Raw genomic sequence first — 14374 nt, 5'->3', positions numbered from 1 at the left:
AGACTATCAACACTAGAAAGAAGTAAGATCATTAATTATGTAAGAAGCCAGTAATTTAGATTACTGGCTTCTTTATTTAGTACTGTTAGTTCTCAAGTTTTTATCATTTGGAATAAAAAAGCGTCATCTACTCTCTAAAGTGCTTCATTTAGGCATTGCTTTTGCATTGATTCATACAAACCCACTCGCAGGAGTATTGTATGAATCAACCAGAAACAGCTTCCGTTATTGCTTCAAGCGCAGAAGTTTCATCAGCAGAATATTTTGCTCAGCGTCAACTTAAACAAGGTACGGTTGGTTGGTTACTCCTGATTGGTTTAGGCGTGGCTTATGTGATATCTGGTGATTTTGCCGGTTGGAACTTTGGTATTGCTCAAGGTGGCTGGGGCGGTATGTTTATTGCCACTGCGCTTGCTGCGCTTATGTACCTGTGCCTGTGTCTTTCTATGTCAGAAATGTCCACCATGATGCCTACGGCGGGTGGTGGTTATAGCTTTGCACGTGCTGCCTTTGGTCCTTTTGGTGGCTATTTAACAGGAACAGCTATTTTAATTGAATACGCGATTGCCCCTGCTGCTATTGCTGTATTTATTGGCGGTTATTGCGAATCTTTATTTGGCATTAATGGCTGGATGATTTACCTCGCCTGCTATGCGATTTTTATGAGCATACATTTGAAAGGTGCTGGCGAAGCCTTAAAAATTATGTTTGCAATTACGCTTATCGCAGCAGTTGCTCTTGTTGTGTTTATTGCAGCAATGATTCCGCATTTTAATGCACAAAACCTGTTAGATATTCCTGTTGGTACAGGTGTGGGCGCAAGTCGTTTTCTACCTCATGGCTATTTAGGCATCTGGGCAGCAGTTCCATTTGCAATCTGGTTTTTCCTTGCAGTTGAAGGTGTTCCTTTAGCAGCCGAAGAAGCGAAAGATCCTGCAAAATCATTACCACGTGGTTTGATTGGTTCAATGCTCATCTTAACGGCGTTTGCCATGCTCATTTTATTCTTAGGTGCAGGCGCAGCGGGTGCAAGTACTTTACAAAATTCTGGTGCTCCCCTCGTCGATGCTCTGGTTAAAGTTTATGGCACCAATACTTGGCTTGCGACTTTTGTAAATTTTGTTGGTTTAGCTGGTTTAATCGCGAGTTTCTTTTCAATTATCTATGCCTATTCACGTCAAATCTTTGCATTGTCACGTGCTGGCTACTTACCCACTTCACTTTCGTTAACTAACAAAAATAAAGCGCCTTATCTCGCGATTATTATTCCGGGCATTATCGGTTTCTTACTTTCACTTACTAAAGAAGGCGATTCACTGATTTTAATTGCCGTTTTTGGTGCAACCATTTCTTATGTGTTGATTCTTTTATCCCACATCAAATTACGCCTATCTAAACCCGACATGCCCCGTCCCTATAAAACTCCCGGAGGAATTGTTACTTCAAGCATTGCATTGATTTTAGCAGTCGCTGCGGTAGTTGCAGGTTTTGTGGTTAACCCTAAAGTCTGGTTTATTGCTGCTGCTATTTATGCTGCATTTATTGCTTACTTTTTATTCTACAGTCGCTATCATTTAGTCAAGGGAACACCAGAAGAAGAGTTTGCAAATATTAAAGCTGCTGAACAAGAGCTATAAATAAAAGGATGCAACCATGAGTTATCGCAATATTGTCGCCAATCAGCAATATCACTTTGCTGACCTAAAAACTTTAATGGCAAAAGCAACACCATTGCGTTCAGGCGATGAGTTAGCAGGCGTAGCTGCCAGAGACGCAACCGAACATGTTGCGGCACAAATGACACTGGCCGATGTACCTCTTAAAACCTTTTTAAATGAAGTTGTTGTCGATTACGAAACAGATGAAATTACCCGTCTAATTATTGATGAACATAATCTGGCAGCCTTTGCCCCTATTTCACACTTCACAGTAGGCGATTTTCGGAATTGGTTACTTGGAGAAGAAGCAACTGCACAAAGCTTAAAAGCATTAGCATCAGGTTTAACTCCAGAAATGGTAGCTGCTGTCAGCAAAATTATGCGCAATCAAGATTTGATTTATGCCGCCAGCAAATGTGAAGTAGTGACCCAATTTCGCAACACCATTGGTCTAAAAGGCCATCTTTCTACCCGTCTGCAACCGAATCACCCGACCGATGATGTGCTCGGTATTTCCGCCAGTATTTTAGATGGTCTGATGTATGGCAATGGTGATGCCGTGATCGGCATTAACCCTGCGACAGATAATTTACATAATTTGTCAGAGTTACTGAAATTGCTTGATCATGTAATTCAGGAGTATCAAATTCCAACGCAGTCCTGTGTCCTCACGCACATTAGCTCAGGTATTCAACTCGCTGAAAAAAATGTGCCGATTGATTTAATGTTTCAATCAATCGCTGGCACTCAAGTGGCTAATGAAGGTTTTGGAATTTCACTTGATTTACTCCAAGAAGGTTATGAAGCCACGCTCGCACTTAAACGCGGGACCATTGGGCAAAATGTTATGTACTTTGAAACTGGTCAAGGTAGTGCATTATCAAGCAATGCACATCACGGCGTTGACCAGCAAACATTGGAAACTCGTGCCTATGCCGTAGCCCGTAAATATAACCCGCTGTTAGTGAATACAGTCGTCGGTTTTATTGGCCCCGAATATCTCTTTAACGGCAAACAAATTATACGCGCAGGTCTAGAAGACCACTTTTGTGGCAAATTACTTGGTGTGCCAATGGGCTGCGATATTTGTTACACCAACCATGCTGATGCTGACCAAAATGATATGGATGTTCTCCTTACTCTATTTGGCGCCGCGGGCATTAATTTTATTATGGGAATTCCGGGTTCAGATGATGTCATGCTCAATTATCAAACGACCTCGTTCCATGATGCTCTCTATTTAAGACAACTCCTAGGTTTAAAACCCGCTCCTGAGTTTTCCGCTTGGCTTGAACAACAGGGCATTTTTAAGCAACAAAACTCTCAAATTTGTTGGGCAGATCACATGCCCGACCAATTCTCTCGTCTGCTCATGAATTAGGGAGAACACTATGAAACTCAGTCGTGATATTCAATATCCCTCCTCTACCCATCAAGATCAGTGGGAAAAACTCAAACAGTTTACCGATGCCCGTATTGCTTTGGGCCGTGCGGGTTGCAGCATCCCAACACGAGCCTTACTCGAGTTTCAGCTATCTCATGCACAAGCAAAAGATGCTGTTTATCAAGATATGGACGTTTCCTATTTATCTGAGCAATTACAGCAACAGCAGCTTCCAAGCATTCATGTACAAAGTAATGCCGCTAATAAAGAAATTTACCTTAAACGCCCAGATTTAGGACGTCAGCTTTCAAGCCAATCAAAAAATGCCTTAATTAAGAAATATGCGGAAAATCCACAACAGTACGATGTTTGTATTGTGGTAGGTGACGGACTCTCTGCTAGAGCAATTGAAGCGAACGCTGTGGCATTTATTGCAGCGCTGAGTGAACAAGTCCAGCAAGAAAACTGGAGTCTTGCACCAATTGCACTTGCGACAGGTAGCCGAGTTGCTCTTGGCGATGAAGTTGCAGAAATTTTCAAAGCACCTATGCTTGTGATGCTTATTGGAGAACGTCCGGGATTAAGCTCTCCGGACAGTATGGGCATTTACTACACGTGGAATGCATATTCAGGCTGCCTCGATGCGAAACGCAATTGTATTTCCAATGTTCGCCCAGCAGGCTTAAGTATTCCAGTTGCGGTACAACGTTTAATCGCATTAATGAAAAAATCAAAACAACTCGGATTTTCAGGCGTTAATTTAAAAGATGAACATCAACTTTCAAACATAGGCCTTGAGGAAACTCAAAAGCTATTATTTTAAACAGTAGAATATGTTTAGGGATTTAGTCATAAATAGATAATCCTTTGCATAACAACATCATTTTAACGAAAAATATCAATTTTCGGGTATTGGCGATTTATACAGATATTCTCTTCTTTATATTTATCGCTATACTCCACGTATTGATCTTCTATGAATCATTTGTATGAGCACAACAAACGCCTTCCCAAAAACTATTTATGCCATTCAGCATCTTGCTTTCGAAGACTTAGGTTCATTAGAAGATGTCTTTTATCAACTCGGATTTCGTGTCCGTTATTTTGAGGCGGGAGTTGATGATTTAACCCCTGCTTTTTCACATGAAGGTTTAACCATTATTTTAGGTGGTCCAATCGGGGTTTATGAAACTGATGATTATCCATTCTTAAAAGATGAAATTGCTTTACTCAAACAACGTTTAGTAGCTAACAAACCTACACTTGGTATTTGCCTAGGCGCACAGCTTATTGCTCATGCACTTGGCGCAAAAGTATATGCCGGACATCAAAAAGAAATTGGCTGGGGTCCACTGAGTTTAAGCCTACGCGCTAATCAGGTTTTATCTGGTTTACTTAATAATGTGCATGTTCTACATTGGCATGGTGACACTTTCGACCTTCCTGAAAATGCAGTGCTTTTAGCAAGTTCTGATATTTATACTAATCAGGCATTTGAAGTCGGGAATAATATTCTTGCCTTGCAGTTCCACATTGAAACCACTGAAGAGCATTTTGAAAAGTGGTTAATTGGTCATACGTGTGAACTTCGCCATGCAAATATTTCAATTCCAAAGCTTCGCGAAGATAATTTGCAATACGCTCAAGCGCTCGAACATGCTGCATTTGAAATTATTCAAAAATTTCTCAAACGTATTGGATATAGTGGTTAAATTATAAAAATACAATTTAACAATTGATTAATTAAATTATATACATAAAGCCAAATGCTCACTTTTCACCCAAAGATGGATTATTAATCTATCTTTGGGAACCTTTATAATTAATTTCCGTGTATTATTAATTTATTCATTTTGTAACATAAAATAAACGCTGATTTACTATGGAAATCCTGAAATTTATTAAAAGCTTTAACACGGTGAATACTTATTTATCGCTAGCATTTATTCTTCTTATAATCATTGTTCTTTATTTTTATGTGGTTAATCCAGCTTAGCTTATTTGCCAAAACGTAATAAAGAATAATATATGTAAGAAAATAGATATAAAAAAGCCCAACTGAGTTGGGCTTTTTTATATCTGCTATTTACTCAAAACCTGTTACTCGTCGTGTTACTTTTTCTCAGGCTTAAAGCTATCTTTCAAATCAAGAATACGATTAAACACTGGTTTTTCAGGTGAATGATCGTGCTGATCTGCAACGAAATAACCCTCACGTTCAAACTGGAAACGATCTTCAGGACTCACTTGTGCCAAAGCGGGTTCAATTACAGCTTCTAATACTTTCATCGAATCTGGATTTAGGTTTGCCAAGAAATCATCACCTGTTTCAGGGTCTGCTTCTGTGAACAAACGATCGTAAATACGTACTTCAGCAGGAATACCTTTGGTTGCAGATACCCAGTGAATCACGCCTTTCACTTTACGACCTTCAGGATTTTTACCTAAAGTTTCAGGGTCAATTGAACATTTCAGCTCAACCACTTCACCATTTTCATCCTTAATGACTTCATCACATTTAATCACGTAAGCATGACGTAAACGTACTTCGCCGTCAGGAATTAAACGTTTAAAGCCTTTCGGTGGTACTTCCTCAAAGTCTTTACGGTCAATATAGATTTCCTTAGTTAAAGGAATCACACGGTCACCCATATCAACGTTAGGATGACGAGCATGAGTAAGATCCATATCTTCTGGCAAATTGGTCAAAGTCACTTTAAGTGGGCTTAAAACAGCCATACCACGCGCAGCTGCATTTTCCAAAGATTGGCGAATACAGAACTCAAGCATTGCAACATCTACAATACCATCAGTTTTTGACACACCTACACGTTTACAGAAATCACGTAAACCTTCCGGAGTAAAACCACGACGGCGCATACCTACTACTGTTGGCATACGCGGGTCATCCCAACCATTTACATGACCACCTTCCACCAACTTACGTAATTTACGTTTTGATGTAATGGTGTAGTCCACGTTTAAACGCGAAGATTCATACTGATGTGGAACTGCTTTAGATTTTACCTTTTCTACAATCCAGTCATAAAACGGACGGTGATCTTGGAACTCTAATGTACAAAGCGAATGAGTAATCCCCTCAATAGCATCAGACAATGGATGAGCATAGTCATACATTGGATAGATTTTCCATTTATCACCTGTTTGGTGATGCTCTGAATGCAATACGCGATATAAAATTGGGTCACGCATGTGTACGTTTGGGCTTGCCATATCAATTTTGGCACGTAAAACAGCTTCACCCTCTTTAAATTCACCACTGCGCATTTTTTCAAAGCGAGCAAGGTTCTCTTCAACAGATGCATCACGGTATGGTGAATTTTTACCCGGTTCAACAAAACTACCGCGGTTTAACTTAATTTCTTCTGGAGACTGTAAATCAACATAAGCATCGCCTTGCTCAATTAATTGAACAGCCCATGCATATAATTGATCAAAATAACTTGATGCATAGCGTGGCTCACCATTCCAGTTAAAACCAAGCCATTTCACATCATTCGCAATACCGTCAACGTACTCTTGTTCTTCAGCATCAGGGTTTGTATCGTCAAAACGTAAATTACATAAACCATCAAACTCTTCAGCCACACCAAAGTTTAGGCAAATCGCTTTTACATGACCAATATGTAAATAACCATTTGGTTCTGGTGGAAAACGCGTTACGATCTGCTTTGCACGTCCAGCAGCCAAGTCTTCAGTAATGACTTGGCGAACAAAATCTAAGCCAGCCTGTTGTTCTTGCTGCGCAGAATCGACAGAGGCATGAGTATTCGGTGTCGGGTTATTTGGCAGGCTCGAGACAACATCATTAGGCTTCATAGTGTATCAATCACTTCTTTGTAGATAAAATTTCGAAAAATTTAAACGCTATCTTCATTTTTAACAAAGATTTTAACGTTTTTTACTTGCCTTGTAGTTTACAGTTTGCTTATGCTTCTCTCAACCAAAAACCCATGGTCATAAGCCCATGTTTAGGAGATTAATGTAATGAGTTTTCCTCAAGTCGAATTAAACACCAATAAAGGTCGTATTGTTCTTGAACTGAATGCTGAAAAAGCACCTAAAACAGTAGCAAACTTTTTAGAATATGTACGTGACGGTTTTTATGACGGCGTTATTTTCCACCGCGTCATTGATGGTTTCATGATCCAAGGTGGCGGTATGGATGAAAACTTCAAAGAAAAAGCGACACGTGATTCAATTGAAAATGAAGCTGATAACGGTTTAAGCAACGACGAGGGTACGGTTGCAATGGCACGTACTCAAGCTCCTCATTCAGCGTCTGCTCAATTCTTTATCAACGTGAAAAATAACTCTTTCTTGAACCATACCTCTAAAACTGCTCAAGGTTGGGGTTATGCTGTATTTGGTAAAGTTGTTGAAGGTTTAGACATTGTTGAAGCGATCAAAGGTGTTCGCACTGGCAACCGCGGTTATCACGCTGACGTTCCATTAGAAAACGTTGTAATCGAATCTGCTAAAATTATTTCTGAATAATTTTAGGATAAAGCTGTGACTTATCTGTTTATCTCAGATTTACATTTGTCACCTGAACACCCTCGACTCGTTCGAGGGTTTTTAGACTTATTGGTGCATTACCAAGATAAAAATACTCAGCTCTACATTTTAGGCGATTGGTTTAATGCCTGGATTGGAGATGACTATTCAGCACCATGGCTCGATGAAATTGTCGCGGCCTTAAAGACTTTTACTCAAAAGGGTAATCGAGTTTACTTTCAAGTAGGCAATCGGGATTTTGCTCTTAATCAAGTTTTCCTCAATAAATTTAATGGCGTTTTACTCCCTGACATTTATTCCCTCAATATTGCAGGACATCAATATCGTCTAGAACACGGCGATGCATTATGTACAGATGACGTTTCTTATCAAAGATTTAAAAAGATTATTCGAAATCCTCTATTAGTCGCTCTTTTACGCCGAACTCCACTTAGTTTTCGCACTAAGCTGGTTAATGGCTTCCGCAAGAGAAGCTCCGCGGATAAACAGCAAAAAAGCTATGAAATCATGGATGTAAATGAGCAAGCAGTTCTGTCCGCTTTAGCAAATGTAGATGCACTGATTCATGGCCATACTCATCGCCCTTCAATTCATCAAGTGCAAGATAAACAACGAATTGTTCTTGGCGATTGGCGTGAGGATCAGGCTTATATTTTAGAAATTGATCCGTCTTCAAATATGCAACAGCTCGAATTGGTTGTCTGGAATTATTAGCTAGAAATTAGTCACTTTTTATTTCAACTTTCAATTCTTTAATTTTTTTATTTAAATCAAAATCCCAAATCACACATACACCAGTAATAAATACAAATCTCCAATTTATATGTCCATACTTTTGATACTCAATGTATAAAATTAAAAGACACAGTACAAATGCAAAAATTATAAAGGCTTTAACAATTCTAATTTCTCGCAGCTTACTCTTTGCATCTGTTGGCATTAAATCAATCATTTTCAATAGATTACTAAACTTTTATATAAACATTATATTTCTTTATCAAATTACATAGGAAATGTTTTTGAATAAAATAGCGTATGATGGCAAAGATTAAATTCTCTCAATTGCCATAAGATTGATATGGAGCACACCTATGGACCTATTGAATTCTGTTAAAAGTCGCTATACAACAAAAGCGTATGATTCTGAAAAGAAAATCCCCCAAGAAAAAATTAATAAATTATTAGAAATTTTACGTTTTACGCCTTCTTCAGTAAATATTCAGCCTTGGCATTTCGTAGTTGCAGATAATCTGGCAGCTAAAGAACGAATTGCAAAAGCCTTAACAGGTAAATATGCTTACAATGGTCCCAAAGTACTTGAGTCATCACACACACTTGTATTTTGCACAAAAACAGATATTTCATCTGAATACTTAAATCAATTACTTGAACAAGATGATTTAAGTGGCCGTTTTAAAGATGAAAAAGCTAAATTAGGCCAAAAAGATACTCGCCATGGCTATGTTGAGTTCTATCGAAATGAGCAGAAAAATTTATTTGGATGGATGGAAAATCAAACATTCATTGCTCTGGGGCAACTACTTTTTGCTGCGGGTTTAGAAGGAATTGATGCAACCCCAATGGGCGGCTTTGATGAAGACATTTTAAATAATGAGTTAGGTTTAACTGAAAAAGGCCTACGTAGTTCAGTCATTGTTTCTCTAGGTTATCGCAGTGAAAACGATTTTAATGCCAAACTACCAAAATCACGCCTACCAGATGAAGTTATTTTTACCTATTTATAAAATTAGAATAGTTCAAGAGATTCAAGTCTCTTGAACTATAAAGCCATTGCCCTAGCTAAACAAATCACGCCACTTATCCCAAATAAAATACCTAAAGTGGTAGGCCATTTTAATTTTTCTTTATATAAAATAACGCCACTTGCAATGCCTAATAGCACCACAAGAATATTCATACTTGCAAAAACAATTGCAGGTGAATCCTTTAAAAGAATATGAGCCTTCACATATAAAGCAATATTTGAAAAATTAAGTACACCTAATATCAACCCAGCTATAGCACTTTTAAACTGCCATTTTTGGGTTTTCTGCACCAATAGATATGAAATTGATAATATAAAAGCTGTAATAAAAATAAGATTCAAAGTGAGTGTAAATTGAAGACCTAAACTACTCGTATATTTTAAGAGAATATCTACTGCGGCATATCCACACCAAACACTTAATAGAGCAAAAATTGCTTTTCGAGATTGATGATTCGAAGAATTACTCATTTGTCCAAAAAGGACAAGTAAAACAGCAAAAATTCCTAAACCTATTCCCCATAGCTTTAATGCATTAAATTGTTCATGAAAAAAGAAATAAGCTGCGAGCAAAGAAAGTACGACGGAAAGACGCTGTGCAACTTCGGTCTTAACAATTCCTGCATATTCTAGTGACTTAGCTAAACACAGAAAAATACTGGGCAAAATCAGTCCTAATGCAATAATTAACCACCAAGGGGTCTTTGATATTGAAATGTGTTGAATATCAGGCTGAAACCACCAAAAGCAAAGAAGACTCGCGCTCGCATAGTTCCATGCAATCATCTGTAACGGCTGATACCCTTTTTTCTTTAAGTTTTTTAATAGGATAGACACCAAGACACTACTTAGAGCAGCAGCCAATATTAATATCATCGATTAAAACTCTATTTATTTAAATATATGAGTCACCATGGTCAGATTATGACCTTTGATGAATTTAATATTTTGAATTAACTTTTAAATAAACATAAAAAAACCAGTCATTATCTGACTGGTTTCTTTTTTAGATATCAATTAACGATTATTTTCGTCTTCTTGACCATCTTCAAATTTAGTGTCGTTGTCAAAACCACCTTGATGACCACCGAAGCCGCCTTGACCACCGAAACCACCGCCTTGACCACCGAAGCCACCTTGACCGCCGAAGCCGCCACCTTGACCACCGCCGAAGCCGCCTTGACCACCGAAGCCGCCTTGAGCGCCACCGAAGCCACCTTGAGCACCACCAAAGCCACCGCCTTGACCGCCACCGAAGCCACCAGTAGGTTGACCACCAAAACCGCCTTGTGTGCCACCTTGTGCTGGGAAGCCTGTACCTTGCGCGCCTGCTGGGCGTGGGTTACGAGCTGGAACAACAGTTGAAATCGCGTGTTTGTAAACCATTTGACTTACTGTATTTTTTAATAAAACAACATATTGGTCAAATGATTCAATATGACCCTGTAATTTAATACCGTTCACAAGGAAAATAGAAACAGGGATACGTTCTTTACGGAGAGAATTTAAGAACGGATCTTGTAAAGTTTGACCTTTAGACATTTTTAACTCCAAAAAAAAATTTTTAAATCAGCGCAAAAAAACTATCTTTATTTTTCAACTAAAAATTATAAAAAGACAGTGTGCAAATTTTGCTTTATCCATAAGAGTTTCGCAAGTCTTCTTTCGCCTGCTTTATCGTCAAGTAAGTTTTAAAATCGTGTATTTCTTGCAAAGAACGTAACCACGTATATTGACGTTTGGCAAGTTGTCGTGTTGCAAATAAAGCTTTATCCTCCATTTCACGTTTACTTTTGAGACTTATATCACTTTTTAATAGAAATTCTAGTGCTTGTCGATAACCCACTGAACGCATTGAGGGTAAATTTTCATCTAAATCGTATTTTTCAATTAGAGCTTCAACTTCACTCAAAAAACCGATATCCCACATTTTGCTTAATCTTTGCTCAATGCGTTGATGTAATTCTACCCGATCTGGAAGTAAAGCATAATTATGAAATATGTATCGATATGGTACGTTTTTTGGTTGTTCTGCCTGCAATTTAGTAATTGGCTCACCCGTAAGCTTATAAACTTCTAGTGCTCGAATAATCCTTTGCTTATCAGTCACATTAAATTTTATAGCCGCGGCAGGATCTACAGAAACTAATTCGTCATAAACAGCCTGCCACCCTTCATTTAAACCTTTTTCTTCAATTGACGCTCGAACTTGGGGATCTGCACTCGGCAAATTACTCGATAGACCTTCTAATAATGCCTTAAAGTACAACATTGTGCCTCCTACTAAAATAGGAGTTTTCCCACGTGAATGCATGTCATCAATCAACTTAGACGCATCTTCAACAAATTGAGCAGCTGAATAAACTTCAAGAGGAGTAATCAGATCAATTAAATGATGAGGATATAGTGCTTGTTCTTCACGAGTTGGCTTAGCAGTACCAATATCCATATCTTTATAAACGAGAGCAGAATCAACAGAAATCAGCTCAAAATTTCCACGTTCGTATAATTCACATGCCAAAGCGGTTTTACCGCTTGCAGTTGGTCCCATTAAATTGATGACGGGCAATTGATTTGACATGTAAAACTACTCTCCTCGAGCAAATAATTTATCTAATTGAGATAATGGGAATGCACGCCAAGTTGGCCGCCCATGGTTACATTGGCTCGCAAATTCAGTTTGTTCCATTTGACGAAGTAAAGCATTCATTTCAGAAAGACTGAGTTGTCGATGTGCACGCACTGCCCCATGACACGCCATTCCAGCTAATAGCTCATCTCTTTTTTGAAGTAATCCTTGTGCTTCATCATTTGGGTCTAAATCATTTAAAAGCTCTGGAATAAGATTTTCAAAGTCAGCTTTTTGTAATATGGCTGGCACTCCCCGAACAATAATCTGCTCATCCCCATATAAATCAATTTCTAGTCCTAAGCGCTCAAGTTGAGGTTTCAACTCTTCTACACGCACTGCCTGCATACGGCTAATAGAAATGACTTTAGGGATAAGCAACTGCTGAGACGTCCAAAATTCTGGCTTATCCCAAGCATTTTTCATTTGCTGTAATAAAATACGCTCATGTGCTGCATGCATATCAACAATAATCAGCCCTTCAGTATTTTGCGCTAAAACATAAATTCCATGAAGTTGAGCAATTGCGATACCTAACGGAAATTCATCGACTTTAGTTACTGGCTCAATATCTTCATTTACTGAAAAATTAGCAGGTTGATCACGCAGTGGCGCTAAGTATGTCTTTAACGCATTATTTAATTGAGCAGAACCATTATATCTTGGTGTTTGATCTGCATAGTGAATAGCTTGCGGACGACTAGCATTAAAATCAGTTAATAGCTCTGTCGGTGCATTCTGAATTCGCGCTTCATTGTCTGGATTTAAAGCTTCATTTGCCCGATGCAGCGTAAATTGTTCCTGATATTTAGGTTGAGGCTGCACAGAGTAGTCTGAGGTTTCATCCACTTTCATCGCTTGAGCTAAATCAGCGCTCGCTGTCTGAAATTGCGACAAAGTTTCTTTCGCATAATGTCTTACAAACTCATGTACTTCTCTCTGATTTAAAAAGCGAATTTCATGTTTTGTAGGATGAACATTCACATCGATATTTTCAGGGTCAACTTCTAAGAAAAGTAAATATGATGAATGCTGATGACCATGTAAAATACCGTCATATGCCATGCGTAATGCATGAGAAATCGTTTTATCTTTAACAATACGACCATTTACGTAGACATATTGCATATCAGCCTGTGCACGTGCATCTGAAGGATGGCCAAGCCACCCCGATAAACGCATACTAATACTTTCGGCATCCATCCAATATGCATTTTGTACAAATTGCGAACCTAATAATTGCTGTACTCGCTGAAAACGTAGTTCTCCGCTATCAGCTATAGGTAAATTAATTCTAATATTATCATTATGCTCAAGCACAAAACGTATATCAAAATGTGTTAAAGCCAGACGACGAACAATCTCTTCAATATGACCAAATTCAGTCGTTGGTTTCTTTAAAAATTTACGGCGTGCTGGTACATTAAAAAATAAGTCCTGAACACGTATGTGAGTCCCCTTTTGAGCAGCAACAGCTTGTACTTCTTGATGATCAAAGGCTGTGCCATTGACTTCAACCTGATGGCCAATACCACTTTCATCTTGGCTACTGGTCAATGTCAATCTTGAAACTGCGGCAATCGAAGCAAGTGCCTCCCCGCGAAATCCCAAACTTACAATAGCGTGTAAATCTTCTGCAGTTTTAATTTTACTTGTGGCATGACGCATAACAGCTAGTGCTAAATCTTCAGAATGAATACCATGCCCATTATCAATAATTTCTATGAGGGTCGAACCACCTTGAGCGATCCGTACAATGAGTTCAGTTGCACCCGCATCGATGGAGTTTTCTAATAATTCTTTAACAACAGATGAAGGACGTTCAATCACCTCACCAGCAGCAATCTGGTTGGCTAACGCTGCGTCTAAAGTATGAATACGACGTTGTGTTAGCTTTTCATCAGTCATGAAGCTGTTCCTGCAAAGTCTGATACAAAGGTTCTGTGGGTAGAGTTAAAGTTACAAAACGACTCAGTTCATCCTCTGACTTTTGAATATCGATGATGATATCTGCCTGAGGAATTTCATCACCACCTTTTGATGGCCATTCAAATAAAAATAATGCATCTGTGACATCTAGATAATCACGGATTCCCATTAATTCAAGTTCATAAGGATCATTCAAACGATATAAGTCAAAATGAAAAATTTCTTTCTCATTGATTTTATACGGCTCAACTAGTGTATAGGTTGGACTTTTAACAGAGCCTTTGTGACCCAAAGCCTGTAAGAAATAGCGCGTAAGTGTGGTTTTACCCGCACCTAAGTCTCCAATTAAATAAATCACACCTGACTGAACATGTTGCGCCAACGCTTGAGCTAGACGCCCAGTATCTTCTTCATGATTTAAGACCAATTTCAATGAATACGACATAGCACACATAACATGATTCAAAATA

General features: G+C 38.6%; 15 protein-coding genes. 8 read left to right on the top strand and 7 right to left on the bottom strand.

What is annotated here, in order from left to right; all coding sequences use genetic code 11:
* Positions 1 to 200 precede the first annotated feature (200 nt).
* The 5 genes from eat to FY048_RS03215 all read left to right on the top strand — a co-directional run bounded on the left by eat (position 201) and on the right by FY048_RS03215 (position 5038).
* Positions 201 to 1637 (top strand): ethanolamine permease, encoded by a 1437-nt coding sequence (eat, locus tag FY048_RS03235; RefSeq protein WP_446090099.1) that lies wholly within the window; start codon positions 201 to 203, stop codon positions 1635 to 1637.
* 16 nt (positions 1638 to 1653) lie between these two features.
* Positions 1654 to 3039, top strand: coding sequence for an ethanolamine ammonia-lyase subunit EutB (locus FY048_RS03230; protein WP_446090098.1), 1386 nt, complete (start codon positions 1654 to 1656; stop codon positions 3037 to 3039).
* A gap of 10 nt (positions 3040 to 3049) precedes the next feature.
* On the top strand, positions 3050 to 3865 hold the full coding sequence (eutC, locus tag FY048_RS03225) for an ethanolamine ammonia-lyase subunit EutC (RefSeq protein WP_446090097.1): 816 nt from the start codon (positions 3050 to 3052) through the stop codon (positions 3863 to 3865).
* Positions 3866 to 4031: 166 nt separating this feature from the next.
* A complete protein-coding gene (locus FY048_RS03220) occupies positions 4032 to 4754 on the top strand; it encodes a glutamine amidotransferase (RefSeq protein WP_347019848.1) in 723 nt (240 codons plus the stop codon).
* Between the two features lie 170 nt (positions 4755 to 4924).
* Positions 4925 to 5038, top strand: a complete 114-nt coding sequence (locus FY048_RS03215; protein ID WP_080592263.1) for a hypothetical protein — start codon at positions 4925 to 4927, stop codon at positions 5036 to 5038.
* A 116-nt stretch (positions 5039 to 5154) separates the two neighbouring features.
* Here the strand turns inward: FY048_RS03215 and FY048_RS03210 are convergent, their stop codons facing one another.
* Positions 5155 to 6882, bottom strand: a complete 1728-nt coding sequence (locus FY048_RS03210) for a glutamine--tRNA ligase/YqeY domain fusion protein (protein WP_446090096.1) — start codon at positions 6880 to 6882, stop codon at positions 5155 to 5157.
* Between the two features lie 168 nt (positions 6883 to 7050).
* Here FY048_RS03210 and FY048_RS03205 point away from each other — a divergent pair, with 168 nt between their 5' ends.
* Together FY048_RS03205 and FY048_RS03200 are read left to right on the top strand one after the other, a co-directional pair.
* Entirely contained in the window at positions 7051 to 7560 is a 510-nt protein-coding gene (locus FY048_RS03205; RefSeq protein ID WP_016137752.1) for a peptidylprolyl isomerase, read from the top strand.
* A 15-nt stretch (positions 7561 to 7575) separates the two neighbouring features.
* Positions 7576 to 8295 carry a UDP-2,3-diacylglucosamine diphosphatase gene (locus tag FY048_RS03200; RefSeq protein ID WP_446090095.1) on the top strand — a complete coding sequence of 240 codons (720 nt, stop codon included), beginning with the start codon at positions 7576 to 7578 and terminating at the stop codon, positions 8293 to 8295.
* 7 nt (positions 8296 to 8302) lie between these two features.
* On the opposite strand, the gene FY048_RS03195 is transcribed toward FY048_RS03200, so the two are convergent.
* Positions 8303 to 8533 carry a hypothetical protein gene (locus FY048_RS03195; RefSeq protein WP_347019845.1) on the bottom strand — a complete coding sequence of 77 codons (231 nt, stop codon included), beginning with the start codon at positions 8531 to 8533 and terminating at the stop codon, positions 8303 to 8305.
* 139 nt (positions 8534 to 8672) lie between these two features.
* Here FY048_RS03195 and nfsB point away from each other — a divergent pair, with 139 nt between their 5' ends.
* Positions 8673 to 9326 (top strand): oxygen-insensitive NAD(P)H nitroreductase, encoded by a 654-nt coding sequence (nfsB, locus tag FY048_RS03190; protein ID WP_151745354.1) that lies wholly within the window; start codon positions 8673 to 8675, stop codon positions 9324 to 9326.
* A 35-nt stretch (positions 9327 to 9361) separates the two neighbouring features.
* Here the strand turns inward: nfsB and FY048_RS03185 are convergent, their stop codons facing one another.
* The 5 genes from FY048_RS03185 to tsaE form a co-directional block, all read right to left on the bottom strand.
* Positions 9362 to 10222 carry an EamA family transporter gene (locus FY048_RS03185; protein ID WP_446090094.1) on the bottom strand — a complete coding sequence of 287 codons (861 nt, stop codon included), beginning with the start codon at positions 10220 to 10222 and terminating at the stop codon, positions 9362 to 9364.
* A 141-nt stretch (positions 10223 to 10363) separates the two neighbouring features.
* The gene (gene hfq / locus FY048_RS03180) at positions 10364 to 10888 is read right to left on the bottom strand and encodes an RNA chaperone Hfq (RefSeq protein WP_209831057.1); all 525 of its coding nucleotides are present in this window, start codon (positions 10886 to 10888) and stop codon (positions 10364 to 10366) included.
* A 94-nt stretch (positions 10889 to 10982) separates the two neighbouring features.
* Entirely contained in the window at positions 10983 to 11927 is a 945-nt protein-coding gene (gene miaA / locus FY048_RS03175) for a tRNA (adenosine(37)-N6)-dimethylallyltransferase MiaA (protein WP_017392107.1), read from the bottom strand.
* 6 nt (positions 11928 to 11933) lie between these two features.
* Positions 11934 to 13883, bottom strand: a complete 1950-nt coding sequence (mutL, locus tag FY048_RS03170) for a DNA mismatch repair endonuclease MutL (RefSeq protein ID WP_446090093.1) — start codon at positions 13881 to 13883, stop codon at positions 11934 to 11936.
* Positions 13876 to 14349 (bottom strand): tRNA (adenosine(37)-N6)-threonylcarbamoyltransferase complex ATPase subunit type 1 TsaE, encoded by a 474-nt coding sequence (tsaE, locus tag FY048_RS03165; RefSeq protein ID WP_005046403.1) that lies wholly within the window; start codon positions 14347 to 14349, stop codon positions 13876 to 13878. Before tsaE ends, mutL begins: the two co-directional genes overlap by 8 nt.
* Positions 14350 to 14374: the final 25 nt, after the last annotated feature.

It is taken from the genome of Acinetobacter sp. 1124_18A, from assembly GCF_052824995.1.
This window is presented reverse-complemented; position numbering and strand designations above follow the sequence as displayed.

Excerpts from the sequence above, each read along its gene's own strand:
- FY048_RS03205 (WP_016137752.1), top strand. The coding sequence starts at position 7,051 with ATGAGTTTTCCTCAAGTCGAATTAAACACCAATAAAGGTCGTATTGTT.
- tsaE (WP_005046403.1), bottom strand. The coding sequence starts at position 14,349 with ATGTCGTATTCATTGAAATTGGTCTTAAATCATGAAGAAGATACTGGG.
- eutC (WP_446090097.1), top strand. The coding sequence starts at position 3,050 with ATGAAACTCAGTCGTGATATTCAATATCCCTCCTCTACCCATCAAGAT.
- hfq (WP_209831057.1), bottom strand. The coding sequence starts at position 10,888 with ATGTCTAAAGGTCAAACTTTACAAGATCCGTTCTTAAATTCTCTCCGT.
- eat (WP_446090099.1), top strand. The coding sequence starts at position 201 with ATGAATCAACCAGAAACAGCTTCCGTTATTGCTTCAAGCGCAGAAGTT.
- mutL (WP_446090093.1), bottom strand. The coding sequence starts at position 13,883 with ATGACTGATGAAAAGCTAACACAACGTCGTATTCATACTTTAGACGCA.
- FY048_RS03185 (WP_446090094.1), bottom strand. The coding sequence starts at position 10,222 with ATGATATTAATATTGGCTGCTGCTCTAAGTAGTGTCTTGGTGTCTATC.
- FY048_RS03195 (WP_347019845.1), bottom strand. The coding sequence starts at position 8,533 with ATGATTGATTTAATGCCAACAGATGCAAAGAGTAAGCTGCGAGAAATT.
- FY048_RS03210 (WP_446090096.1), bottom strand. The coding sequence starts at position 6,882 with ATGAAGCCTAATGATGTTGTCTCGAGCCTGCCAAATAACCCGACACCG.
- nfsB (WP_151745354.1), top strand. The coding sequence starts at position 8,673 with ATGGACCTATTGAATTCTGTTAAAAGTCGCTATACAACAAAAGCGTAT.
- FY048_RS03230 (WP_446090098.1), top strand. The coding sequence starts at position 1,654 with ATGAGTTATCGCAATATTGTCGCCAATCAGCAATATCACTTTGCTGAC.
- FY048_RS03215 (WP_080592263.1), top strand. The coding sequence starts at position 4,925 with ATGGAAATCCTGAAATTTATTAAAAGCTTTAACACGGTGAATACTTAT.
- miaA (WP_017392107.1), bottom strand. The coding sequence starts at position 11,927 with ATGTCAAATCAATTGCCCGTCATCAATTTAATGGGACCAACTGCAAGC.
- FY048_RS03220 (WP_347019848.1), top strand. The coding sequence starts at position 4,032 with ATGAGCACAACAAACGCCTTCCCAAAAACTATTTATGCCATTCAGCAT.